The organism is Rufibacter aurantiacus (assembly GCF_017916345.1).
Taxonomy (GTDB): Bacteria; Bacteroidota; Bacteroidia; order Cytophagales; family Hymenobacteraceae; genus Nibribacter; species Nibribacter roseolus.
In genome coordinates this window covers 45,982-72,516 of sequence record NZ_JAFMSV010000005.1, presented here as the reverse complement: position 1 = coordinate 72,516, position 26,535 = coordinate 45,982, and the positions used below count along the sequence as shown (strand labels likewise).

General features: G+C 52.0%; 15 protein-coding genes. 7 read left to right on the top strand and 8 right to left on the bottom strand.

Features of this window, described 5'->3' with window-relative positions; genetic code table 11:
• The first annotated feature begins 85 nt into the window (after nucleotides 1–85).
• The 3 genes from J3P34_RS19345 to J3P34_RS19335 all read left to right on the top strand — a co-directional run bounded on the left by J3P34_RS19345 (nucleotide 86) and on the right by J3P34_RS19335 (nucleotide 5,695).
• Entirely contained in the window at nucleotides 86–1,510 is a 1,425-nt protein-coding gene (locus J3P34_RS19345) for an RtcB family protein (RefSeq protein WP_210490285.1), read from the top strand.
• Nucleotides 1,511–1,772: 262 nt separating this feature from the next.
• Nucleotides 1,773–3,146: a 3' terminal RNA ribose 2'-O-methyltransferase Hen1 gene (locus J3P34_RS19340; protein WP_210490284.1), complete on the top strand. Its 1,374-nt coding sequence runs from the start codon at nucleotides 1,773–1,775 to the stop codon at nucleotides 3,144–3,146.
• Nucleotides 3,143–5,695 carry a polynucleotide kinase-phosphatase gene (locus tag J3P34_RS19335; protein WP_210490283.1) on the top strand — a complete coding sequence of 851 codons (2,553 nt, stop codon included), beginning with the start codon at nucleotides 3,143–3,145 and terminating at the stop codon, nucleotides 5,693–5,695. The genes J3P34_RS19340 and J3P34_RS19335 overlap by 4 nt, the downstream gene beginning before the upstream one ends.
• Nucleotides 5,696–6,059: 364 nt before the next feature.
• Here the strand turns inward: J3P34_RS19335 and J3P34_RS19330 are convergent, their stop codons facing one another.
• Both J3P34_RS19330 and J3P34_RS19325 read right to left on the bottom strand, forming a co-directional pair.
• Nucleotides 6,060–9,683 carry an ABC transporter permease/M1 family aminopeptidase gene (locus J3P34_RS19330; RefSeq protein ID WP_210490282.1) on the bottom strand — a complete coding sequence of 1,208 codons (3,624 nt, stop codon included), beginning with the start codon at nucleotides 9,681–9,683 and terminating at the stop codon, nucleotides 6,060–6,062.
• Nucleotides 9,680–10,609, bottom strand: a complete 930-nt coding sequence (locus J3P34_RS19325) for an ABC transporter ATP-binding protein (RefSeq protein ID WP_210490280.1) — start codon at nucleotides 10,607–10,609, stop codon at nucleotides 9,680–9,682. The genes J3P34_RS19330 and J3P34_RS19325 overlap by 4 nt, the downstream gene beginning before the upstream one ends.
• A gap of 828 nt (nucleotides 10,610–11,437) precedes the next feature.
• Here J3P34_RS19325 and J3P34_RS19320 point away from each other — a divergent pair.
• Complete coding sequence (locus J3P34_RS19320) at nucleotides 11,438–12,157, top strand: sensor histidine kinase (RefSeq protein ID WP_246853810.1); 720 nt, start codon at nucleotides 11,438–11,440, stop codon at nucleotides 12,155–12,157.
• Nucleotides 12,126–12,851 carry a LytR/AlgR family response regulator transcription factor gene (locus J3P34_RS19315; RefSeq protein WP_210490278.1) on the top strand — a complete coding sequence of 242 codons (726 nt, stop codon included), beginning with the start codon at nucleotides 12,126–12,128 and terminating at the stop codon, nucleotides 12,849–12,851. Before J3P34_RS19320 ends, J3P34_RS19315 begins: the two co-directional genes overlap by 32 nt.
• A 210-nt stretch (nucleotides 12,852–13,061) precedes the next feature.
• Here J3P34_RS19315 and J3P34_RS19310 read toward each other — a convergent pair whose 3' ends face one another.
• Nucleotides 13,062–13,319, bottom strand: a complete 258-nt coding sequence (locus tag J3P34_RS19310) for a hypothetical protein (protein ID WP_210490277.1) — start codon at nucleotides 13,317–13,319, stop codon at nucleotides 13,062–13,064.
• 9 nt (nucleotides 13,320–13,328) lie between these two features.
• On the bottom strand, nucleotides 13,329–13,760 hold the full coding sequence (locus tag J3P34_RS19305) for a hypothetical protein (protein WP_210490276.1): 432 nt from the start codon (nucleotides 13,758–13,760) through the stop codon (nucleotides 13,329–13,331).
• Nucleotides 13,761–14,478: 718 nt separating this feature from the next.
• Between J3P34_RS19305 and J3P34_RS19300 the strand changes: the two genes are divergently transcribed.
• On the top strand, nucleotides 14,479–19,971 hold the full coding sequence (locus J3P34_RS19300) for an Ig-like domain-containing protein (protein WP_210490275.1): 5,493 nt from the start codon (nucleotides 14,479–14,481) through the stop codon (nucleotides 19,969–19,971).
• A 544-nt stretch (nucleotides 19,972–20,515) separates the two neighbouring features.
• Here J3P34_RS19300 and J3P34_RS19295 read toward each other — a convergent pair.
• Both J3P34_RS19295 and J3P34_RS19290 read right to left on the bottom strand, forming a co-directional pair.
• Nucleotides 20,516–20,932 carry an SRPBCC family protein gene (locus tag J3P34_RS19295; protein ID WP_210490274.1) on the bottom strand — a complete coding sequence of 139 codons (417 nt, stop codon included), beginning with the start codon at nucleotides 20,930–20,932 and terminating at the stop codon, nucleotides 20,516–20,518.
• A gap of 104 nt (nucleotides 20,933–21,036) precedes the next feature.
• Nucleotides 21,037–21,618, bottom strand: a complete 582-nt coding sequence (locus J3P34_RS19290) for a DUF1572 domain-containing protein (RefSeq protein WP_210490273.1) — start codon at nucleotides 21,616–21,618, stop codon at nucleotides 21,037–21,039.
• Nucleotides 21,619–22,154: 536 nt separating this feature from the next.
• Between J3P34_RS19290 and J3P34_RS19285 the strand changes: the two genes are divergently transcribed.
• Nucleotides 22,155–23,777 (top strand): amidohydrolase, encoded by a 1,623-nt coding sequence (locus tag J3P34_RS19285; protein WP_210490272.1) that lies wholly within the window; start codon nucleotides 22,155–22,157, stop codon nucleotides 23,775–23,777.
• 146 nt (nucleotides 23,778–23,923) lie between these two features.
• On the opposite strand, the gene J3P34_RS19280 is transcribed toward J3P34_RS19285, so the two are convergent.
• Nucleotides 23,924–25,342, bottom strand: coding sequence for a glycoside hydrolase family 125 protein (locus J3P34_RS19280; RefSeq protein ID WP_210490271.1), 1,419 nt, complete (start codon nucleotides 25,340–25,342; stop codon nucleotides 23,924–23,926).
• Between the two features lie 56 nt (nucleotides 25,343–25,398).
• Entirely contained in the window at nucleotides 25,399–26,433 is a 1,035-nt protein-coding gene (locus J3P34_RS19275; RefSeq protein WP_210490270.1) for a glycoside hydrolase family 43 protein, read from the bottom strand.
• Nucleotides 26,434–26,535: the final 102 nt, after the last annotated feature.

Genomic DNA, 26,535 nt, shown 5'->3' with positions numbered 1-26,535 from the left:
TATTTTACTTTTCTTTTGCTGCGCAAAAACACTGCGTACTAGCCCATTTGCTTTGTCCTAGTTCATCACCTAACCACCTATAACTATGGAAAACGCAACCACCTCTCTCACTGGCAAAGACCTTCTGGACCTGGGCTACCCGAAGGACAAAACCATGGGCCTGGCCCTGAAACTCTTGTCTGAGCACTTTGCTGCCACACCGCCGGTAACGCAGCGCCAATTGTTGGCACAAGTCCTGGCTCAGCCTACAGAGTTTCTGAACCATGACACACTGGCCCCGCTGGCAGAAGCCTTAACAGCGCCCAAGGCACTCACGGTTACTCCCTTGCACGAGGCGCCGCTACCCTATGCGGTGTATGACAGGGCGGGTATTCAGGAGGGAGCCAGACGCCAGATGGAAACAGCCATGCGGCTGCCGGTAGCAGTGGCGGGAGCACTCATGCCCGATGCCCACCAGGGCTACGGCCTGCCTATTGGCGGGGTACTGGCCACGCGCAACGCAGTGATTCCTTATGGTGTGGGTGTGGACATCGGGTGCCGCATGTGCCTCACCCTCTACCCTGCTCCCGCTGATTTCATCACCCAAGAGCGTGACAGCCTGAAGAAGATATTGGTAGACAATACTCGCTTCGGGAGGGCAACCTTCCAGAAACCTAAGGATCACGCGATCATAGACAGGGCAGAGTTTTCTGAGATTGCCATGCTGCGTGGGCTGAAAGACCGGGCGTTTGCGCAGTTGGGTTCTTCGGGCGGCGGAAACCATTTTGTGGAGTTTGGGACGGTGACGCTGACTGATCCGCAGAATGAGTTCGGGTTGCCTGTGGGCGAGTACCTGGCAGTTCTGTCGCACTCGGGTTCCCGTGGCATGGGCGCGGCCATTGCGGGGCATTACACCAAGCTGGCCATGCAGGCCTGTCCGCTCCCGCAGGAGGCGCGCCATCTGGCATGGCTGGACTTGAGCACCGAGGCGGGGCAGGAATACTGGCTGGCCATGAACCTGGCCGGCGACTACGCCTCTGCCTGTCACCACCAGATTCACGCGCGGCTGGCGCAGGCCCTGGCCCTGGAACCACTGGCCATGGTAGAAAACCACCACAACTTCGCCTGGAAAGAACTGGACGCCCAGGGGCAGGAACTGATTGTTCACCGCAAAGGCGCCACCCCCGCAGGTCTGGGTGTGCTGGGGATTATTCCTGGCTCCATGACGGCTCCTGGCTTTATTGTGCGCGGACGCGGAACGGTGGCCTCGGTGAACTCCGCTTCCCACGGGGCCGGACGCCAGATGTCCCGCACCCAAGCCAAGAACAGCCTCTCCCCCGCCTTGGTGAAACAGCATTTAGAGGAAGCTGGAGTAGAGCTTATCGGTTCTGGGCTGGATGAAGCGCCCATGGCCTACAAAGACATCCACCAAGTCATGGCTGCCCAACAGGAACTAGTAGACGTTGTGGGAACCTTCACGCCGAAGATCGTGCGCATGTGCGGGGATGAGCAGTATCTAGAAGTGGATTAATAAAAATTCCTTCAATTCAAGTTCGTGAAGTGCAGGTGCGAACCCTGCAAGCCTTTCTATACAGAAAGGGGATGGTGTAAAAAAGTAGCACGCCCAAAAGCCTCTTGCCGCCTGTTGCCCGTTTTCCGGCCATTTCTTCAAAAACGCATCAAAACCAAAAGAAACCGATGGATTCAAAATCTTTGCCTAGCTTAGGCAGGAGCAATCCATCCCTTTACAGTAATTCAATGGCCTCCGGCGATTATTCCAGATTTAATTCAACATGCTTTTAGAAATCACCACTACCCACCACCCTGCCACAGACTTGGGGTATTTGTTACATAAACACCCAGACAAGCTGCAGAGCGTGGAACTTGCCGCCGGCGCTGCCCACGTGTTCTACCCAGAAGCTAATCCTGAACGTTGTACCGCGTGCCTGATGCTGGACATCAACCCCGTTGATTTGGTGCGGGTGAAAAAAGGGAACATGGCCTACCAGGACCAATACGTGAATGACCGCCCCTATACCACCAACTCCTTTCTGGGGAGCGCCATTTCCAAAGCCTTCGGTTCAGCGCTTAACGGGAAATGCAACAGCCGTCCAGACCTGGTAGAAACGCCCATGCCTTTTATGCTTCGGTTGAACTCCCTAAGGGTAGACGCCCCGCTGGAGATGTTGGAACGTCTGTTTTTGCCGCTGGGCTATGAACTGAAGACGGAGACTATTCCGTTGGATGAGGCTTTCCCCGGATGGGGATTGAGCAAATACGTGAACCTCACTTTGCACAAGACCTGCCTCCTGCAGGAAGTACTCACGCAGGTGTATGTGCTCATTCCGGTGCTGGACAACAGCCGCCACAGCTACGTCTCCCAGCAGGACATTGACCAGTTGCTCCAGAAAGGGAAAGGCTGGCTGGAAAACCACCCAGAGCGCGACTGGATCTCCCGGCGATTCCTGCGCAACATCCGCACCCTCACCTCGGAGGCCATCCTGCGCCTGGCCGGTGAAGAAGCATTATCTACGGAAACGGAGGCCTCCCCTGTACAGGAGAACCTGCACCAGCAACGCCTGAACCGAGCTTTTGACCGCTTGAAAGAAAGCGGTGCCCAGCGCGTCCTAGACGTGGGTTGCGGCGAAGGCAAACTACTGCGCCTGCTCCTCAAAGACGGTCAGTTCACCAAAATAACCGGGATGGATGTGTCTTTCGGGGAGCTGCAGAAAGCCAAGGAGAACTTCCATTTAGACGAGGCCTCCCCTGCCTTCAAAGAGCGGCTTTCCCTCTTTCAGAGCTCCGTCACCTATTTAGACGAGCGTTTGCTGGGGTATGATGCCCTGGTTATGGTAGAGGTGATCGAGCACTTAGACGAGGAACGCCTACCCACCATGGAGCAGGTCATCTTCGGCTACGCCTCGCCTTCTACGGTGGTACTCTCCACGCCTAACGCCGAGTACAACGTGGTGTTTGAGCGCATGGACCCGGAGGCGTTCCGCCACCAGGACCACCGCTTTGAGTGGACCCGGGCCCAATTTAGCCAATGGTGCGCCCAGGTTGGGGGAAAGTATGGCTATGAAGTACAAATTGAGTCAGTCGGACCGGAGGAACCTGCCATTGGCGCCCCCTCCCAACTGGCTACTTTCAAAAAGAAGAACACATGAGCAAAGAGATAAAACTACCGGAGCTGGCCCTGGTGCTGTTAGTAGGCCCCAGCAGTTCTGGCAAGAGCACCTTCGCCCGCACCCACTTTCTGGGCACCGAGGTGATTTCCTCAGACTATTGCCGCGCCCTGGTCTCTGACGATGAGAATAACCTGGATGCCACCAAAGACGCTTTTGACCTGCTGCATTACCTGGCCGCCAAACGCCTGAAACGCGGGAAACTCACCGTCATAGATGCCCTGAACATCCGGAAGGAAGATAGGGCCAAGCTGGTGCAATTAGCCAAAGACAACTATGCCCTGGCGGCGGCAATCGTGCTAGAAGCCCCCATGAAAACCTTGTTTGAGCGCCATGACCTCCGCACCGACCGTACGTTTGGCCGGCACGCCCTGGAGAAAATGGTGGACAACTTCAGGCGATCGCTCAGGACCATCAAGCGCGAGGGCTTCGGCTATGTGTACACCGTGGAGGACGGCGAAGAGGTGCAAATAGTCCGTCAGCCGCTCTGGAACAACCGCAAGGAGGAAACCGGTCCGTTTGACATCATAGGTGACGTACACGGCTGCTTTGATGAGTTGGTGGAGTTGCTGACCCAATTAGGCTATTCCTTGGAATTAACCGACAGTGGCGGTTTCCGGGTGCAAGCCCCCGCTAACCGTAAGGCTATTTTCTTAGGCGACCTCACTGACCGTGGACCGAAGTCTCCGGACGTACTGCGCCTGGTGATGGACATGGTGGCTAATGGCACAGCATTTTGCATCAGAGGAAACCATGATGATAAACTCCTGAAATACCTGCAAGGCCGGGATGTGGTCATCGCCCACGGACTGGAGAAAACGGTAGCCCAACTGGCTTCTACGTCAGCGGAATTCAAGGCAGAAGTCCGGGCTTTCCTGGATAGCCTGATCGCGCATTATGTTTTAGATGGAGGAAAGTTGGTGGTGGCCCACGGAGGCTTGCCCGAGGAGATGCACGGACGCGCTTCTTCTGCCGTTCGCGCTTTTTGTCTCTACGGAGAGACCACCGGAGAGATTGACAAGTTTGGGTTGCCTGTGCGCTACAACTGGGCTAAGAACTACAAGGGTAAAGCCATTGTGGTGTACGGCCACACGCCAGTACCAGGCATTGACTGGTTGAACAACACACTCAACGTGGACACCGGGTGTGTGTTCGGGGGCAAACTCACGGCACTGCGCTACCCTGAAAAAGAAACTGTGCAGGTACAAAGCCGTGAGGTATACAGTGACCCCGTGCGTCCGCTTCTACCGGAGACGCCTGCCCTACAGGCAGCCCAGCAGGAATATGACAATCTTCTGGACATCGGATTGCTGAAGGACAAGTACATTGTGGAGACTAGCCTGGGTAACCGGGTGGTGGTGCGGGAGGAGAATGCCGTGGCGGCCTTGGAGGTGATGAGCCGATTTGCCCTGGATCCAAAGTGGCTGGTGTACCTACCTCCCACCATGTCACCGCCTGAAACCAGCGCACTGACTAATTACCTGGAGCACCCAAAGGAAGTGTTCAACTATTTCCAAAAGAACGGAGTGCGGCACTTGATCTGCGAGGAGAAGCACATGGGCTCCCGGGCCATCGCAGTGGTTTGCAAAAACCCGGAAGTAGCGGTTACCCGCTTTGGAATGCACACGCCAGCTTTGGGCACCATCTACACCCGCACCGGCCGCCGCTTCTTCACGGAAGCAACTTCTGAGGAAGCCTTTCTGGAGGTGTTGAACAGAGCTCTCACCGCCTCAGGATTCTGGGACAAGTTCAACACCGACTGGGTCTGCTTGGACGGTGAACTGTTGCCTTGGTCCTCCAAAGCACGTGACTTGATCGTGAACCAATATGCTGCCGTCGGTTCCTCCGCGGCAAATGGATTGTCTAGAGCATCCACCGTCTTACAACAGGCCCTAGAAAGAGGATTACCGGTAGAAAGCCTTTTGCAAACAGTAGAAGCCCGTGCTGATAGGATTGGCAAGTACATTACCTCTTACCACAATTACAGCCGAGACACGGAAGGGATAGAGGGAATGCAGTTTGCGCCGTTCCATTTACTGGCCACAGAGGGGAAAGTGCATGTTGATCAGCAGCACCCCTGGCACATGGAACAGTTGGGTGAAATCTGCAGGCAAGACGAGCGCTACCTGCTGTTAACAGCCCACCGGTTTGTGGACCTGGAAAATGAGCAAAGCGTTGATGCCGCCAATACCTGGTGGACGGAATTGACCAATGCTGGTGGGGAAGGAATGGTAGTGAAGCCCCTTGATTTCATTTCCACCCACAAAGGCCGATTGATTCAACCCGCCATGAAATGCCGGGGCAGTGAATACCTGCGCATTATCTATGGGCCTGAATATGACTTGGACGGGAACTTGGAGCGCCTGAAGCAACGGAGCGTGAAAGCCAAGCGGGAACTGGCCATTCAAGAGTTCTCCCTGAGTGTGGAAGCCTTGCAACGCTTTGTAAACCGAGAACCATTACGCAGGATACATGAATGCGTATTTGGTGTGTTGGCTATGGAGAGCGAAGCGGTAGACCCTAGGTTATAAATCTTCCTTGTACCTGGTTTAGAACCTTGTTTTATTCATTAGACAATTCAAAATTTTCATGGTTCCATATTCCCAATGCAGCCTTAGTAATGATATAATTTAAAAAGTATACAGCTTAGGGTACATTTAGCTCATGGAAAAGAAGGCCTTGCAGATTTACGATTTACAAGGCCTTCTTTTTCATGAGAGGTGATTCATTTGTAGCGTCGTTACATTGTAACGACGTGGTCCTTCGCAGCTATACCTTTTCACCCTTCTTGAACCGTACCTAACAAAGGTCACTGCTTTTCATGCTCAGAAGAATGGTATGTACAAGAGGAGCCATTCTTGTTGCATGGAGACACGTCGTTACAGTGTAACGACGCTACATTTTCACCTCTGCTACATTATCCTTCGGGTTCCAATCAATCAGCAGATGATTAGGGTCTATACCCATTAACGAGGGCTTGCCTGGTACTGCCACCGTAATGGTTTGCTGTTTAGAATGAATCAAGTGCTTCTGTAGGTAAAGCGGTTTGCCTAACTCCACTCCCGTTTTGGCAGGAGCATAAACTCCTACTTCCATCCAATCCCTTAGCGGAACTTCCTTCTCCAACCCGGCTTCACTTACCACCGTTTTGCGGACCTGCACGTTGAAGGTCACCTGCCAGGTACCTGCATTGGATTGCTTCACGATGGCTTGTTTCGCCTTAAGGTCCCAGAACGTGTTGGCCTTGAAAAGGTCGTGGAGCAGGTACTGGAGCGAGTCTGGGGTGGCTGCTTTCAGTCCCTGATAGAGGTCTAGGGAAGTGGCGAACGGGACTTTGCCTGGAGGATGCTTTTGGAGCAAGCTTCGGAGGGCACCATCCACCTTGTCTTTGCCGATGTATTGGCTCAGCGCATACAGCGCCATGGGGCCTTTGCGGTAACTCTGGTACCAGTCGTCGGCGTGCAGCAGCGGCAGGGCAGCTTTGGTCTGCGGGTTCTCGTACTCCTCCATCAGAAAACTTAATAGCTTTTTCCTGTGCGCTGGCCCATAGGCTGATTCCAGCACGCCCATGGCAGAGTACCAGGCAAGGCTTTCGGAGATAAGGCCTGCTCCCTCTACATAGGCTTGTTTGAGCTGGTTTCCCCACCACTGGTGCGCTACCTCATGCCCCACCACCGCCGTCACCAGGTCAAAGCCCCGCTCATCCGCCTCCGGGTTCAGGAGGAAAAAGCCTTCCTCGGCCGTAATGTTGATGGGCGCGGCGTGGTTCCCGAAGCTGTATCCAGGGTGCGCCACAAAGCGTAATTGGCTGTGCGGGTAGGGCCCAAACTGCTTCGTATAATAATCCAGTGAAGCGATTGCGCTCTTGACCATCCGCTCCGGGTTCTTCGTAAGCCCCGGCGGATAGAAAATCTGGATGGCAACCTCCTTCCCCGGCCCTCCTGATGGGTTTCGCCATTTCTCCTCCTGCACTGCGTAGTTTGCTGAGTAAAAAGCATATTCATTCCGGATGGGGGCGTCCGTGGCATAATGGAAGTAGCGGCGGCCGTCTTTGTTCCAGGTCCGGCGCAAGGTGCCCGGTGCCACCACCTGTTGGTTGGCCTTGGTGCCCACAACGGCTTCAAAACTGATGCGCTCAGGAAATGTGGCATACCGACGGGCGGCCACATTGTAGAGCGAGGCGGTGGCGGGCCGGGGTGCCAGGCCATAGTTCTTTCGCGCCGCGGCCTCATCCAGTTCCCGGTACGGCTGGTACCCGATGACCGGAAGCCACTCCATATTCCGGAAGTGGGTGCCATTTTCCCGCACCTGCGCATCGGCCCCGTTGTTGGTAAATCCCTGGGGGTTATAGATTACCTGAAAGCGGAGGCGTAGCGAATCGCCGGGAGGAAGGAGCTTAGCTAGGGCGTATATGCGGAAGCCAAGCTCCTCATCCAAAAGCACTTCCTTGGCTGGCCGGTCAAAATGAACCGAAGTTGTTTTAACGCCTGCCCCAGGTGCTAGATGAATAGTATCAATAGGAACCTGGCTCTTATTCACCAGCAGGTAAGTGCCCGCAATCTCCACCTTCCGCTGGGAAGGATACATTTCTACCTGCAGGTTTACGCCGGTGAGCAAAGGTTGCGGCACGTTCTGGTATTGTTTATAGCGATGTTCGTAGGCTGCCCGCTGCGCCGCTAAAGCGGAGGAATTGAGGTAGTCATGCAGTACATTGGTGTTATAGAAGACAAAGCTGCCCAACAAGAGAATCCCTCCTACCGCCACGGCCGTGGTCAACGCCGTAGTGCGGGTAAAGCGACGACGGGCTAACTGCAGCCGCGCCTTCACACTTTGTTCCTGTCCGCGCACCCAGAGTAGCCTTGCCCCCACCGCAAGAAGAAACGCCCACGCTACCCAATATGCTTTAAACCACAGCCACGGCGCCACCGATGGGCCAAAACCGCCCATGTTGGTATATGACCATTTGGGGCTGGACCCGAACACCAGTAGCTTGTGCTCCAGCCCCAGGTTAGAGGCATACATCAAGAGACCAAAAACAAGAAGCATCATTAAATGCCCTAGGTACTTCTGGTTGACCACCACCTGCACCACCAGCGCCAGCAGGGCAAACAGCAGACATTCTGTTAACTGAAACCCGAAGAGCACTTTCAGGTAAAGCCCTACCTCCACCTCGGCTCCTCCGATGCCGATTTGGGCCAGAATTCCGGAAAACAGCAAAAAAACGAGGCAAACCACCAGCATGAGACCCAGTGATAAAAACTTGCTCAGGAACAGCAACCATTCAGGCACCGGTGCCGCGTTAGAAAGCTGGTGGAGGCCGCTTTCCCGTTCGCGCCAGACCAGTTCGCCGGCGTAGAAAATAACGAGCAGGAAAATGACTATCCAGAATTTTCCGGGCTCGGTGAAGGGGGCTGCCAGAATCGTTAAAACCTGATCGGTTCTGGGCAGCATTGGAACGCCCTTGTTCTTTAGATTTCCGGGCATTGCCAGACCCACCACCCCCGCAATGAGCCCCAAGAGCAGCAGCCCGGATTTGCTTTTAGCCAGTGCCCAGAAGGAGTTGAGCGTGATAAGCTTTAACTGGTGCAGGTGGGTTTTGAAACCGAAGCTTCCCCGCCCCTGCGGTAATGATTCGGTTCTTTCCCAGGTCAGCCACGACAGTGCAGCTTTTGTAGTAGTGGGCTTAAGGGTCTGTTTCTGTTTTTGGCCTGTTTCCGGTAAAATGAACTGAAAACGGCAATAGGTGAGCGCCAGCATGCCCATCGCCAGGCACAGCCAAAGGACACGGTTTGCCAGAAATGCTCCCTCCAGGGTAAGAAGGCGCGTATTGGTCTCCAAAGGACTCCATTCAAGGCTTAAATGGCTAAGCACCGGCGTAAAACCCATGGGGTCAATAAGTGTCCCCCAATCTATGGGGCCCTTCATCACGCCCAAACCCTGCCCCACCCCGTAGGCCGCCACAAAAAGGAGAACACCACCCAGGTAGCTGGCCTTGGCTTTGCGGGTAAGGGCCGCCATAGAGAACTGGATAGCCGTGGCGATAAAAGCGTTGGGCAACACCAGATAGAAATAGGAACTGAGGTAAGCCGATAACCGGAACGGGCCTAGTATCTCCGACTCTATCCCCGTACAATACAGGGTCAGGAAGATACCCGCCGGAATGCCCAGCAGAACTAGCACGTTGAGCAGAAAGGCTGCCAGAAACCGCCCGCCCAGGTAATCCCTTTTGCTGGCGGGCGATGTGTACGTGAGGGAGAACATGCGCGACTGCACATCCCTGGCCGCTGCGTCGCCTGCTACCGCCCCGCTCATCAAGAGCCAGAAAACGCAGCATAAAACAGTGACTGCCGCAATCACAATGGGCGCATTCAGCAACACATACCCTTCCCGCGCATCAGAAGCGTAGTTGGCCGTAAGGAAGAGGTACGCCAGCACGAAGACAACCGCAAAGTACCCCCACGTAGACACCTGCTTGAGTTGGTAGGTAAACTCCAGGTGAAAAATCTTCTGGAACTTCATGGCTGTACCTCCTCCACTTCTTTCAGCGTTGCGTGTTGCCCCTGCACCCCGGTCATGGCACTGAAGTACACATCTTCCAGGTCTGGGGATACGGGCTCAAAATCGGTGCCAGGGTCTACCGGGCTATACACGTGCACTTGGGTGCGCCCACCCAGGGACTTGGCAGAAATGACCTGGTGCTCCTGCGTTACAGCCGACAGCTTGTTTTTCTCAATGAGCGTGCGCCATACCTTTCCTTTCAGGGATGCCACCGCCTCCTGCGTTTGCCCCTCCAGCAGAATTCTTCCTTTGTCTATGATGGCCAGGTTGGTACACAGTTCAGACACATCTTCCACGATGTGCGTGGAGAGAATTACCACACTGTTCTCGCCCAACTCACTCAGTAGGTTCAAAAACCGGATGCGCTCGGCAGGGTCCAGTCCGGCTGTGGGTTCGTCCACAATCAAGAGCCTGGGGTTGCCCAGCAACGCCACCGCCACCCCGAAACGCTGCCGCATGCCGCCTGAGTAACCGCCTAGTTTCTGTTTGCGCTTGTCCCAGAGGTTGGTTTGTTTCAGCAGACCTTCGGTCACCTCTTTGCGCGATGCCCGGTTGGTGAAGCCTTTGAGCACGGCAAAGTAATCCAGAAGTTCCTCGGCGGTGGCTTTGGGATATACCCCAAAATCCTGTGGCAAATAGCCAAGGCTCTGGCGCACCTCCTCCTTCTGGTTTACCACATCCAGTTCTCCTAAGAATATCTGCCCTTGGTCAGGCTCCTGCAGTGTAGCCAACGTGCGCATGAGCGTAGATTTTCCCGCCCCGTTAGGTCCTAGCAAGCCGTACATGCCGGGCGGAATGGTCAGCGAAATGTTACTCAATGCCTGAACGCCGTTGACATAGGTTTTAGAGACGTTCCTAATCAGCAGGCTCTCAGTGTGGTTCTCCATATTTTTCATGCTTGTGCAGTTGAATATTGCTCTTTCTGTCGTTGGCTTGTTTTTTTGAGAAAACAGACTTAAAATCAGACTTTTAAGTCATTAAAGATGGCTTTTTTTCTCTCAGTGTATAGGCAGCAAATATTGCTTGTACTTCTTTTTGTCATCCTGAAAGGACCTTGTGGGCAAGCTGTAATAGCGTCTACTCAAGCGCTTATTAAGTTCGCCCACAAGGTCCTTTCAGGATGATAAAAGGTGATGTGTACTTTGTATTACCTTCCATTTTATTGGGGAAAGAGATGGAATGAAAATCCTTTTCTGCTCCTTTCTTGGGTAAAAGAACCACCTTCCTAAAAGACCGCAAAAACCGATATGCAACCGCTGGGAAGCGATCGACGAAGGGCGGCTTTTCATCCGTGAGAGTACTGGCAGGTCGGGGTTTGCCTTTCGTAGATAAAGAAAAGGAACTGGTCGAGTAGAAGTGCAGGGGCGGCGGGGAAAAGGTATCTTTGTTTTATGCAGAGAGTCAAAAAAATCTTCCGGCTGATTCACCTTTTCGTCTGGACGCTGTTCACCTTTTTGGTGGGCCTGCAATTGCGGACGGATGACCAATCTTACTGGCTACCCCTAACAACAGGATTTATGTTGACGGCTTTGTATGTTTTTTACAGCCACTTTTATCTCCTGACCAAGTACTCAGGCCAGAAAAAGAGGAGGGAATACTTTCTAAAGCTGGCAGCAATTTTCTTTACCGGGCCTTTCCCATTCGTGATTTTACATCCTAAAACTTCTGGTACATGGGACCTTTTCCTGGGATATTATCCCGTAACGCTGTTGACCATGGTTCCCATTTTCCTCTTTCTCGGTTGGCTGGCCCGGGTCACCGAGACGCTGGTACTGAATACCATCAGAAAAGAGCAACTGGAGAAACAGGCGGCAGAGACAGAACTACACTATCTGAAATCGCAGATAAACCCTCATTTTCTGTTTAATACCCTCAACAACATCCACACGCTGGTCTACAAACAAGCCCCCACTGCTCCCGAGGCCGTTTTGCGTCTGGCCTCCCTCATGCGCTACATGATCTATGAATCCAACGCACCCACGGTGCCGCTTACCCGGGAGATAAACTACCTGCAGGATTATATTGGCTTGCAGCAACTCCGGTACAAAAATTCCCCGGTAGTAGACCTGACTATACACGGTGCCCCGGAAACCTGTGAGATTGCCCCCCTGCTATTCATTCACCTCTTGGAAAACGCGTACAAACATAGCCCCGCCCGGCTGGAGCCCGACGCTATAAAGGTGAGGGTGGAGATAAAAGCCGATTCGCTTACCTTTCAGATTCAGAACCCAATAGGTACTAACCAGAAGAAGATGGAGGTGGAGGAACCCGGGGGCATAGGATTGGCCAATGTCCAAAAGAGACTGCAATTACAATACCCGGATCAGCACCTCCTGGAGATTCAAAACACCGGAGAAACGTTTGGGGTAAACCTGGAAATTAACGGTACGCACGCGCACGTCCATGAAAGAGAAACTCAGCTGCTACATCATTGATGACGAGCCTTTGGCTCAGGAGATTCTTGAGGAATACGTAGCCAAAGTCCCTTTCTTGGAGTTAAAAGGAACGTTCATGAGTCCTCTGGAAGCGGCGGAAAACCTGAAAAAAGACAAACCCGATCTGCTCTTCCTGGACATCAACATGCCGGACCTGGACGGGCTCAGTTTCATTCCCCTGCTGAACCCCAAACCTATGATCATCCTGACCACCGCTTACGACCAGTATGCGCTCAAAGCTTTTGAGTTGGAGGTGAAGGACTATCTGGTGAAGCCTTTCTCTTTTGAGCGCTTCTACAAAGGGGTACTACGGCTGTACCAGGAACACAGTGCCAGTCAGGTACCTGCGAAGAAAGAAGTAACTTCCGAGCCTAAAAGCGAGCAGGAGTACCTATTCCTGAAGGTAGGCCACCGAATCCAGAAAGTTGCCACGAAGGATATTCTCTTCATTGAAGGCATGAAGGATTACCTTCGGGTGCATACCGCTCAGGAAAAGATCATGACCCTCACCAGCTTCGCCAGACTGGAAGAACTGCTACCTCCTCAGAACTTCGCCCGCGTACACCGGTCCTTTATGGTGGCGATTGACAAGATTAACCACATCGAGAAAAACAGGATCAGCATTTCAGACCAGATGATTCCTATCAGTGATACCTATGCCGAGGCTTTTTATAAAATGCTGAAGGGGATTTAAGAGGAGTTTTGTAAAGCACTTCCCTCCTTCTCTTCTATCCTAATTTGAGATTTGTTTAATCTTCAATTAGGATAGACCTTCCATTGTCCTAGGGTATCCTCAGGAAGTAAAATCCTAGTCAATACCTTACAGAGATTAACCTGGGCCTGAGGTGGCGCGGGTGTTTGTGGATATCAGCGATGAAATCAAAGGAGTTGAAGTTGTAGCTGATTAACAGTTCCCCGGGTTTGGAAAGGTGCGGATGGGCATTGGCGTTGTAGGTGTAGAAATCCAGGTCTTCGTAGATCTCGGGGATTTCGTGATCTTTTTGGCGGGCTGGAAAGGTCCGACGGGGGTTTGGCCCGTCTGGATGGCTACCGTGAGCGAGTTGGTGTCTAAGTGGTACCAAGCCAATACCCGGCCGTCTTCCATAAAGTTCACGTCCATCTCATTGGACACCCGGTTGGTCAGCGTGGCGGCTTTATACACGTCGGGGCCTCAGGTGCTGCCGTCCAAGTAGCGCCATTGGCTGAAATCCTCAAATGCTCTGTCTTGAACCCGAGCCACCAGTAGCTCTTTCTTGTCGCCCCTTACACCATAGACATAGATGTAGCCACCGGGTTTGCGGGCTTTGGCGCCCACGGTATTGGCCAGCACGGTTACCCCTAATACCAATTTCTCTTTGCCGTTGCTGTCTTTAAGAAACAAAGGCGTGTCCATCTGCCCGTGGTTAGCGAACGGCATCCAACTTCCTTTGGGCAGCGCAACAGGGGAAACGCCTAAATCTTCAAACGGGTACACGCCTCCGGGCAAACTCTTGATCCGGTAGGCAAAAATGTAGATGGTGCTGGCTCTTTGATGGTTGAAAAACCCGGCTCCCAGCCAATAATAATCACCGGGCTGGGCCTTGGGTGTATGTGGTTCAAACATAGAGGCGGCTTTGCCTTTCTCGTCTTTCCGCCAGTGGATTAACTATTTCGAAAATACTCTACAAAACAGCCCACACTCTACCAAATCCATAAACTATTATTCTTAACGTGAAGATTTGGATAATTTACAGCAAACCAGGAGTAAGGGGTACTTATATTATTTTACCAGCTACAAAGCGCTGTGAATAAGAAAGCCATGCAGGCCCATAATTCTGCATGGCTTTCTTATTTATCTCAAAATTCCGTGAATGAATGTTCCTTAAAGATGATTATGCTGATGGACTATGATGTAGTCGAGTTAGGTAGATTAGATTTACGAATTCATCATTTCTCCCTATCCTGAAAGACCTTTTTATATAAAAAACATATTAAAGACCATCAACAATTAATAAATCCCACATTTTCTACTAATAACGCGGTTTTACCACGCTTGTAGTAGTACTGATGTACCCGAAAACCACCAGTTGATGAATTATTGATGTAGTTGATTATTAGGAGGCACCCACCTCTGCCCCTACATTTAAGTAACATTTCCTCAAATACCTATATCTCAATTAATTAATTCAATCAAAAGGGTTTTCTGCCCAACATATTATAAAGACAAGGCAGACCTGGAGCACCTGCACCATCATTGGGTGAAATCCTGATAAACCTAAATCGGCTGCCTTAAGGCAAGCTTTATAGTTCTATTTTTTTAAACATTTAATCCATAAACACTTATGAAGATTCTATACTATGCAAGGACTACCCTGTTTAAGCAAGGTAAGTCAATCCTCCTGTTAGGACTACTTCTGTGCACTACTTCCTTTTTAAGGGCCCAAAACCTGGTTTGGGAAGAGAACTTTGATGGCACCAACATCAACCCGGATAATTGGACCTTTGATTTTGGCGACGGCTGTGAACGTGGGATTTGTGGTTGGGGAAACCAGGAGCTGGAATATTATACCAGTCGTCCGGAAAACGCCAGGTTGGAGAACGGAAATCTTTTGATTGAGGCCCGTCGGGAGAATTTCCAGGGCAAACCTTTTACCTCGGCCCGTTTAAAAACCTATGGGCGGGTACATTTCAAATACGGGACCCTGGAAGCCAGAATCAAAGTGCCTGATCTTAAGAATGGGTTATGGCCGGCGTTTTGGATGTTGGGTACCGCGGGGGTATGGCCTGCCAGCGGCGAGATAGACATCATGGAAATGGGCTCGGCTGGTGCTATCCGGGATGGGGTCGTCAACAAACGCGCTGGAGCCGCCGTGCACTGGGAAAGCGGCAATAACCAAGCTGATTACAACCAGGACTATAATAGCCCCACAGATTTAACAGATGATTACCACGTCTATAAAATGACCTGGGATGCGGAGGCCATCAAGGTGTTTATAGATGGGGTACAGTTCTTCAACATCAACATAGCCGGAGCAGCCGGGTCAGATTTGGAAGAATTCCATCAGTCACAGTACATCATTTTAAACCTGGCAGTTGGCGGCTTGTACACCGGCATTCCTACCCCTGAAGGGGTTACCGCCCCGCTGCCGGGTAAAATGTACGTAGACTATGTAAAGCTGTACCAGAATGCAGGTGATGAGCTGTACCTGGGCAAGGACAATGCTTTTGCCGGTAATTTCGGAATCTATACAGAAAACTCCCAAGTCAACAATAAACTTACCTACGGCCAGGATGCCAACCTGTATATCTGGAACAACCTGGCCAACATTACGGGGGCCGCTGCCTATGAAGGCAACGAGGTATTGGCTTTGCGGGCCGCCGCGGGTAACTGGTTCGGATTTGGGGTAGAGAATAAACCCATCAACCTTCTCAATTTCGCCGACGGTTTCCTGAAGTTCAACATGAAAACCTCTTACAATGGCCAATTCAAAGTAGGCGTCAAAAGCGGCCATGGGGAGAGTTGGATAAATTTTGCCCCCGGAGCTTCCCCCTATGGTTTGGTACGAGACGGACAGTGGCATGAAGTAAGCATCCCATTAAGCGCATTCAACAACCCTAACATGGGCATGCATATTGATTTAGGGTCCATTACCCAATCTTTTATGTTTGCCGGCGATGCTCCTGGCGCCACTGCAGACTTTTACATTGATAACATCCATTATAGTGGCGGGGTTGCCGCCAATCCAGCCCCGGAGGTATCCCTCACCTCCCCGGCAAGCGAGGCCGTATTTTTCACCTCTTCACCCATTACGATAAGTGCCAACGCCAGCGATGCCAATGGGACCGTCACCAAAGTAGATTTCTTCAGTAACAATGCCTTGTTGGGCTCAGATGACACAAGTCCGTATAGCTTCACCTGGAATAATGCTCCGGCAGGGGTGCACACCATTACGGCCAAGGCCAGTGATAACGAAGGCACCGTGACTACGTCTAAACCCATCACCCTGTATGTAACCGCCCCCAACCATGCGCCGCCGGCCGTTTCTATAACCAGCCCAACAGCCGCCTCCAGTTTCACCACCCCAGCCACGGTAACCATCAATGCCAACGCCACTGATGATGGTTCTGTCTATAAAGTGGAATTCTATAATGGCACTACCCTGCTGGGCACAGATTTCACCAGTCCTTTTAGCTATACCTGGTCAGGTGTGGCTGCCGGAACCTACAGCATCACCGCCAAAGCAACAGACAACGGCAAGTTAACCACCACGTCAGAAGCCGTATCTGTGCTGGTGAAAGACAATACCGTTGTGGCCAATGAGTTTGGCATTTACTCTGAGAAAGCTTCTATTACCCAGAAATTGGTATTTGGCCAGGACGCCAACTTGTATATCTGGAATGGCCTCACCCCTATCTCCGGCGCGGCTCCATTTGAAGGCAATGATGTACTGGCTTTGCGGGCCACCCCAGGTAACTGGTTCGGCTTTGGCATTGCCAATGATGTTAAAAACATCAACCACTTTAAGGCTGGTTCTCTGAGGTTCCATTTCAAAACTTCTTTTGCCGGTGCTTTCAAATTGGGCATCATCACCAGCGGTGGCGAAAGCTGGATTGAGTTCCCCGCCAATGTCCAGAAATTTGGGTTAGTACGCGATGGCGAATGGCATGAGGTGGTAATCCCGATGGTGAACTTCGCCAACGTAGATTTAACCAACCTAACCCAGGCCTTCGTGTTTGCGGGTGATGCCCCAGCCACCAATGGTGATTTTTACCTGGACAATATCTATTTCAGCACCCAGGCCCCGGCCAACACCGCTCCGGTGGTCACCATTACCTCCCCAACGGCCTCGGCGGTATTTACGGCACCAGCCACCATCTCCATCGCCACCGATGCCTCTGATCCTGATGGCAGCGTTTCCAAAGTGGAATACTTCAACGGGACCACTAAAATTGGGGAAGACCTTACCGCTCCTTTCTCCTTCACCTGGAACAATGTAGCTGCCGGTGCCTACACCCTTTCTGCCAAGGCTACCGACAATGGCGGCTTGGTTTCCACCTCTGCCGAGGTAAAGGTGACGGTGCAGGAGGCTGCCAGCCGTGGCCCTAACCTTGCCCTGAATAAGCCGGTCACGGTTTCTTCCCTTGAGAACCCTTCCACCCCGGGCACCAATGCCGTGGATGGAAGCCTCACTACCCGGTGGGCCAGTGCTTTCAGTGACCCTCAATGGCTATCTGTTGATTTAGGAGCTGCCTATAACATTAACGAAGTGAAAATCACCTGGGAGCCCGCCTATGCCAAAGCGTATGAAGTGCAGACCTCATTGGATGGTACCACCTGGACTAACGTTAAAACCGTTACGGGCAACTCCGAACTGGTAAACGATCACACTGGTTTAACCGCTAACGGAAGATACGTCCGGATCTATGGTACCCAACGAGCCACGCCTTACGGATATTCCATCTTCGAACTGGAAGTGTATGGCGCCGCTCCAGATGCTTACTGCGGCACGGCTGCCAACGGTGATTACAGCTACAAAGCCGTTACATCAGGTGAAAACGTGAACTTCACCTTCCATCCACTCGGAGCCACAGCCGGCGGGAACTTAGCCATCATTTATATTAAGGAAGGGGCAGCCAATGGCTACCCAGGATACACCATGGCCAAAAATTCTGCTGGTGATTTCACCTTCTCTAAACCCATTGCGGCAGGAACGCCCCTGAGCATTTATTTTACCTACCAGGTTGGCCCCAACGGTCCCGAAAGGAATTCCGCGGCTACTCCTCACAATTATACTGTTGGTGCTACCTGTGGCGGTGTTCCTGGCACAAGTGCCCCTACCGTTAGCATTACTTCTCCAACTTCCTCTGCTACCTACTCAGCCCCGGCTACCATTACCATCAACGCCGATGCGGCTGATACCGATGGCTCCGTAGCCCAGGTAGAATTCTACCAGGGAACTGATTTGCTTGGCTCAGATAACACAGCACCTTATTCTTTCACCTGGAATAACGTGGCAGCAGGCACGTATTCCATCTCGGTTAAAGCGATTGATAACACAGGTCTAAGCACAAGCTCTACTGCTGTCCAAGTGGTGGTAAATTCAGCCACTTCTTCCGGCACAAACCTGGCCCTGAATAAACCGGTTACCACTTCCAGCATTGAAGCCCCTGGAACTGCCGGTGGCAATGCCGTGGATGGGAACATGACCACCCGCTGGTCCAGTGCCTTCAGTGATCCGCAATGGCTTGCCGTAAACCTGGGTAAATCTTACAAAGTGAATCAGGTGAAAATTACCTGGGAACCTGCTTATGCTAAAAACTACCAGGTACAGGTTTCAGACGATGGCATCACCTGGAACACCATCAAAGATGTGGTAGGCAATTCAACCCTGGTAAACGATCATATTGGTTTAGAGGCAACCGGCCAATACATCCGGATCTATGGCACGGAACGTGCGTTACCTTACGGGTATTCCATCTATGAACTGGAGGTATACGGCGAGGAAAATTCAGTTCCAGAAAATACTCCGCCCACGGTAGCCATCACCTCTCCTTCTAATACCACCTTTACCGCTCCGGCCAGCATCAGTCTAACCGCTTCTGCTACGGATGTAAACGGCACGGTGGCATTAGTGGAATACTTTAGCGGTACCACCAAATTAGGCGAGGCGATCTCTGCTCCTTACACTGTCACCTGGACGAATGTAATGCCGGGCACGTACGTCTTGATTGCAAAAGCCACAGATAACGGAGGCCTCACTGCCACTTCCCAACCCATCACCATTCAGGTGAACTACCCTGATGCAGACGGAGATGGCGTTACTTCTGAAACAGACTGCAACGACGCCAATTCCGCGGTTTACCCGGGAGCCACTGAAGTGTGCGATGGTCTGGACAATGACTGTGACGGGCAAACGGACGAAGGCGTAAAAACTATTTTCTACGCTGATTCTGACAAAGATGGTTTTGGCGATGCAGCCGTTACCACCCTGGCATGCGAGGCTCCAGCCGGTTATGTGTCTAAAGCAGGAGATTGCAACGACCAGGATGCTTCCATAAACCCGGGTGCTACGGACCTTTGCGATGGCATTGACCGCAACTGTGATGGCAAGGTACGGGCTCCTATGCAAGCGCCAACCATCACGGTTACTCCTTCCTCTAACGTATACACCGGTGGCATTGCCAACACGCTTTACTTAGGGTATGGCGCCAAAAGTGTGACCTTGACGGCGCAAGCCGCTGGTGCCGTCAGCTTTGCCTGGAATGCCGCTCCGGGATTGACCAATACCACCTCGGCGAGTGCCACTTTCACCCCAACGGCTGCGGGCACCTACACCTTTACTGTACTATCATCCAATAGCGATGCGTGTACGTCTAATGCCTCTGTTACTATCAAAGTGATTGACGTCCGCGGTGGTAAAAAGCAGGACAAGGTGGTAGTATGCCACAAAGGCACAGCCACGGTAGTTGGCTTAGATGAAGTACAAACCCATTTAAGTCATGGAGATAAATTAGGAGCCTGTACTACTTCCAGTGTAGCCGCTACCCATACCTCCTCCTTACAACAAGAGGTACCAGTTGCCCTACGAGTTTATCCTAACCCTGTCAAAGGCAATGCCACTATTGAGTTTACCTCGGTAAAAGCAGGCCAGTTTGAGGTAGCGGTCTATGACTTGAAAGGTACTTTGGTAAAAGTTGTGGCCAGAGGAAAAGCCACCCAAAGCCAGTCCTTCACCTATGAGGTAGACGCAACTACGTTCGCCGAAGGCGTCTATATGATCCGGCTGGTTTCCGAAAACGAGATAGTAACCCAACGCTTGATGGTGACCCATTAGGCAAAGGACTTTGGCAAAACAAATGAAAAAAGCTCTGGCATCTGCCAGAGCTTTTTTCATTTTATGCGCTTGTAAAATATGCCTACCTGGGAAGGCATTTTTTACAAGTGTTTTTTAGAAAAGGGCCCTAAACTGATAAACAAAAGGCCAGGTCACCCAAACCTTTTGTTTCTTTTAGAACGTTCAACTAGTAATGCACTTCTTACTCAAGAAAGGCTTATTCTGCTTTACCGATTTTCACCAGAAGCACATCTCTCCAGCAATCTCGCCCGTTCCTTTATTTTTCGGTATTCTAGCGGTTGATCAGTTAAAAGCAGGCCTTTGCCTAATGTTTTCAGTCCTGCGCCATGCTGGGCTGGGGATTGCTAAGAAATAATGCCAAAAGCCAAACAGGCCCCGAAGGTTTTACGCTTTGGGCCCTGTTTGGCTTTTGAAAAGTAATTCTGTTTCGAGCCCATTTTCCGCAAACCAACTTTTAATAGAAGTGCTATTTACTCCATTGACAAAGTCGCAGAGCCCAGGTTCAATTCTTTAATGCGGTAGATCAGTTAGCCTCTACATACTTTTTGAAGTTGTTCAAGATGGCTTGCCAGCCGGCTCTTTGCATCTCTGTATCATGCTCGCCCTCGGCGTCAAAGGTGGTGGTTACCTTGGTGGTCCCGCCCAGGTCTTCAAACTCAGTAGTAGACTGTCTACCATTGGGCATGGTGAAGGTGAGTCGTTTTTGGGGAATGACTTCGTCGTACACGCCCTCAAAGTCAAACCCGAAGCTACCGTCCTTGGCTTCCATTCTGGCGGAATACTTGCCGCCCACTTGAAGATCGTTTTCCGCGGCCGGGCATTGCCAGTCATCGCTGGCGAAGTTCCAGTTGGTGATGTGTTCAGGCTGGGTATAGAAGTCCCAAACTTTGTCTGTGCTTGCTAAAACGGTTGCTTCAACCGTGATCTTAGTTTGTTCCATGGTTCTATTTTGTATTGTAACTAATTCAATATCGTTGGTAAAGCTTTGGGTTGTTGTCTTATCTAAAGTCCTCAACCCTAAAGCACCTTACACCCTGGATTCATTCAGCGGGCCTGTTCTTGGCTGCCTTTTAAGAATTCGTCTGTGAAGTGCTCTTTCTGCCTGGGCTTTGAAAACTTTTCCTGGTTATACATCTGCGAATTTCCTTTAGGGATGGACAAAGAAGCCCAGCCGTTCTCAGAGAGCATTTTCCCCAGGAACACAATCTGCCCCACATGGTACGGGTAATGCGCGAGCTGCCGGTTAATTGCCTCCATTACCGTATGTCCCTGATTTCTGATGTAGATGATGGTGTCTAGGTCATCGGCGCTTAAAGAATTAAGCGTGTTGAACAGGCAGGCCCAGCCTTCTTCCCATTTGGCTAAAACTTCAGCCCTGGTATGAAGATCATTCTCAAATTCAGCGTCACGGTTGCGCCATTCCTTTTCTCCGTCTGAGGTCAGGAAATCGGTCCAGCGGGACAGCATGTTTCCCCAAAGGTGCTTGACAATAGTGCCGATGCTGTTACTGTCCTCATTGAACTGCCAGAACATCTTCTCGTCAGGTACCTGCGGAAAGGTTTTGTCTCCCAGCATTTTGTAATACTCAAACTGCTTTCTTACGCTTTCTAAGTAGTTGCTTTGCATGATACTTGGGCAAGATAGTCCTCGTCTTAGCTACTGATCAGGTGTAACATGGCCTAAGCCATAGGCTGATGCCTATCGTGTATCCTTTGCTGTGGCAAACTTGGTTTATACCCGAGCACCCGGGACTACTTAAAGATGACAGTTTTTCCCCTCTTTTCTGAAAAACAGCCTGTAAACGTGAAACTACTAATTACTGGAAATACTGCGCAATCTTCTGCCACACTGTTTTTACTTCTTTTTGCTTGTTTTCACCAGTCTGCAGAAAGAAGTTCCTGCAAGTGATCAGTTGGTCCTTGGTAATGCCAATATTTCATGAGATTTGGTCGAGTTCGATTTTGGGGTATTCAGACACTGGGAAGGCTATACAGTTCCTTAGCATTTTTCTTTATCAAAGGCTCTTTCTTGTACAAACACTTTCCATCAAGTGAGTCAAAAGCTCCAATGCTTTCCAGGTTCAACGCTGAGTAAGAAACGTTTTGGCAAGGCTTCTCCCAACTCCTTAATTTCAGTACATTTAAGGAAACCAAACCTGACCTATGCACCAGCTGAAAACCACCCTGTTCTTATTCTTTTTGATTGTTACTTCCCAGCTAAAGGCGCAGCAGAATGCGGCAGCTTCTGCACCAGAAGTGGAGAAATGGAAAAAGGAAGTAGTCCAGGCCCTGGACAAGAAAGCAAAAAACGCCCAGGAAATGGTGGACATGGTGTTCAGCTTCTCGGAACTGGGATACCAGGAAACCGAGTCCTCAGCCTATCTAACGGGCATCCTCAAAAAGAACGGGTTCACCATAGAATACGGCATTGGGGGAATCCCTACCGCCTGGATGGCCCGCTGGGGCAACGGTAAACCCGTGATCGCGCTGGGCAGTGACATTGACGGTATCCCGAAGGCTTCCCAAAAACCAGGGGTAGCCTACAAAGAACCCATTGTGGAAGGCGCACCCGGTCACGGAGAAGGCCATAACTCGGGCTTGCCCCTGGTGATCTTGTCGGCTATTGAAGTGAAAAAAATCATGGAGCGCGAGAAGATGGCCGGTACCCTGGTACTGTGGCCGGGCGTGGCCGAGGAGCTGGTGGGTTCCAAAGCCTGGTACATCCGCGACGGCTATTTCAAGAACGTAGACGCCTGCATTTTCACCCACGTGGGCAACAACATGGGCGTTTCCTGGGGAGATGCGGGGAACAACGGATTGGTCTCGGTGGAGTTTACCTTTGAGGGCAGCTCGGCGCACGCGGCCGGGTCACCGTGGCGGGGCAAGAGCGCCCTGGATGCCGTGGAACTGATGGATATTGCCTGGAACTTCAAGCGAGAACACCTCAAGCCTACCCAACGCTCCCACTACGTGATCACCGACGGCGGCGACCAACCCAACGTGGTGCCCTCCAAAGCCAGCGTCTGGTATTACCTGCGGGAAAGAACCTACGAAGACATCAAAGGCATGTATGACGAGGCCTTACTGTACGCCAACTCCGTAGCCACCATGACCGGCACCAAAGTCACGCACAGGCTGCTGGGCACGGCCTGGCCTGGGCATTTCAACAAACCCATCGCCGAGGCAGTCTACACCAATATCCAAACCATAGGGCTCCCCACCTGGGATGCGGCCGACCAACAGCTGGCCCGGGCGGTGCAGAAACTTGTGAAAGCCCCCAAAACAAACCTTCGCGGCCAACCCATAGATGGTTTAGCCACCAAAGTTGATTCCCTGTACGGACCGGATAAAACCTCCTGGGGCGGCGGCAGCGATGACATCGCCGATATTGCCTGGAACGTTCCCACCGTGGTGCTGCGCTACCCATCCAACATCCCCGGCACCCCGGGCCACAATTGGGCCGATGCTATCGCCATGGCTACCCCCATTGCGCATAAGGGCGTGGTGGCCGGCAGCAAAGTCGTAGCCACTACCCTGCTGGACATGCTCACCAACCCCAGGATCATCTCCGATGCCTGGGACTATCACCGCAACGTCCAGACCAAGGAGGTGAAATACACACCCTTTGTGGAGGCTAATACCGTACCAGCCACTCACCTGAACAAAAACATCCAGGACACTTACCGACCCCAGCTGAAGAAGTTTTACTACAATCCCAAGAAGTACAAGACTTACCTGGAGCAGCTGGGCATCCAATATCCGCAGGTGGAGAAGAAAGGCTCCTGATCTGGGCAGTCCCAGGCCGACAGGCTAAACCTGTCTTTCCCTTTTTAAGAGTAAGCGCCCCTGGTTTCGGGCACGTTTCTATAAAACGTGCCCGAAACCAGGGGCGCTTTCATTGCAGGCCTTTCCGCTAGTTTCTTCCTTGAAGATTACGCCAGCAGCTTAGGATTCTCCTGGTAGGTTTTCCAGAGGAACTCCCCGAAGAGGGTGTTGGCCCAGGCAAACCAGGAGCGGCTGAACTTTTTAGGGTCATCCTTATGGAAACTCTCGTGCATGAACCCCGTTCCGGCGTGCGTGCTTTTCAGCATCTCAATACAGGTTTTCACTTCCTGGGCATCGGTGGAGGTGAGGCCGCGCATGGTGATGGCCATGGGCCAGATCATGTCCTGCCCCACGTGCGGACCACCAATGCCTTCGGCGGCAGTGCCTTTGAAGAAGAACGGGTTGTTCTCAGACAGGATGTATTTGCGGGTGTTTTGGTAAACCGGGTCAGAAACGGAAACTGCCCCCAGGTACGGCAAAGACAGCAGGCTAGGCACGTTGGCATCGTCCATGAAATAGTAATTCCCGAAACCGTCTACCTCAAAGGCGTAGATTCTACCGTGCTGCGGATGGTCCATTACTGCGTGGGTTTGCAAGGCTTTCTCCACCTCAGAAGCCAGGGCCAACAGAGTATCTGCGGTATTCTTGTCTTTGGCGATGGCATTCAGCATCTCGGCGGCCTGTCTAAGGCTCACCACCGCGAAGAAGTTGGAGGGAATCAGGAAGGAGTAGATAGTGGCATCATCGCTGGGCCTAAATGCGGAGCAGATGAGTCCCACAGGTTTCACCGGGAAACCGTAGCCGGCCATGGGCAGGGTATCGGTGGGGGCATGCGTGACGCGCTGGAATTTATAAGGGCCCAGGTTTTCTTTGCGCTGCTGCTCCCTAAAGGTTTTGTAAATGGCCTGAATGGCCTGCTGCCACTGCGCATCAAAGGGCTTGGTGTCACCGGTCTCTTTCCAGTAATGGTAGGCCAGCCGGATGGGGTAACACAAAGAATCGATCTCCCACTTGCGCTCGTGCACGCCGGGTTTCATGTTGGTCAGGTCCGTCTTCCACTCCCCTACTTTGTTTTCATCGCCGTAAAACGCGTTGGCATACGGGTCTTTGAGGATGTACGTGGTCTGCCGGTTGATCACGCCCGCCACGAGTTGCCGAAGCGGCTCGTCCTTCTTCAGGAACTGGAGGTAGGGCCACACCTGGGCCGAGCTGTCGCGCATCCACATGGCGTCAATGTCGCCGGTGATGACGTAGGTATCGGGCTTGCCGTTGACGTTTTTATGGGTGACGGTGGTATCCAGGGTGCTGGGGAAACAGTTCTCAAACAGCCAGCCCAGTTCTTTGTCTTTTACGTTCTTCCGGAACTCCTTGATGGCCGCCTCCACCGATTTACTCTGGAAATTACGCTTGGCCGCCGGCACCCGCACCACCGGAAAATCAGCCGGCGAGGCAAATAAAGACATGGGGACAATCACGGCGCCGGCGCTTAAAAAGGCTGAGCTTTGAATAAAGGTTCTCCTGTTCATGTAGGTTGATCTTTTTTGATATCGTGGTGAAAAGCTTTCTCCTGAGTAGGACTAGCTTATTTGATTTTCTGCTTCGCTACGCCTTCCTGCGTGATTTTCACCGGCTGGATAAGGCCTTTCTCGTCAAAGGTCATGCGGTCAATGCAGGTCACGCGGTGGTCCCTACCTGTATCGCCTAAGGGTCTGCGGTGGTAGACAATGTACCAGTCATCTGACTTGGGATCATGCATCACGGAGTGGTGCCCGGCGCTGGTGGCAACCTGCGGGTCCTGCGCCAGGATAGTGCTGATGCGCTTAAAAGGTCCCATGGGAGAATCAGCGATGGCGTAGGCTACCCGGTAATCGGGGCCGCCCCAGCCGCCCTCAGACCACATGAAGTAATACTTGCCGCCTTTCTCAAACATGAACGGACCTTCCACGTAGCCTTCGGGAGTAATTTCCTTGAAGGTAGTTCCATCCTCAAAAGGTGTGAAGCCGGTGAAATCGTCTTTCAGTTTGGCGATGTTGCAGTGCCGCCAGCCACCGTAAATCATGTAGTACTGGCCGTCTTTGTCTTTGAACACGAACTGGTCAATAGGCTGCGCGCCGTTATGGAATTTGTCTATCAGCGGTTTCCCAAGATAATCTTTGAAAGGGCCTTCCGGTTTGTTGGCCACCGCCACCCCGATACCCCCTATTTCATTATCACTCTGAATATCATTAGCCCCGAAGAACAGAAAGTACTTGCCCTTCTTCTCCACAATGGCCGGGGCCCAAATGGCTTTCTTCGCCCATTTCACCGCCGTGGTATCCAGGATACGGGGGTGTTTGGTCCAGTTCACCAGATCTGGCGAGGAGAAGGCATCAAAAAACACCTGCTTTTCATAGACTGCCGAAAAGGTGGGATAGATCCAGTACTTTTTCCCGAAGATGGCGCCCTCCGGATCGGCGTACCAGCCGGGGAAAACCGGATTGCCCGAGGTAGTTTTCTCTGTGACTTTGGCTGCTTTCTTTGGAGTCGTTTTGGTTACGTTTTGGGAAAAAGCAGGCAAAACCACGCCGGATAGCAAGCTACCGAGAATGACTTTTTTAAGGGTTGTTTTTAAAGGCATAGACGAAAGGATGAATTTAGAAAGGCTGCCTTCAGTCTTCCTGAAGGCAGCCCGGATGAGGAATCAAAGGCGCCACAAAATAGACAAAGTATCGGTCTGTTT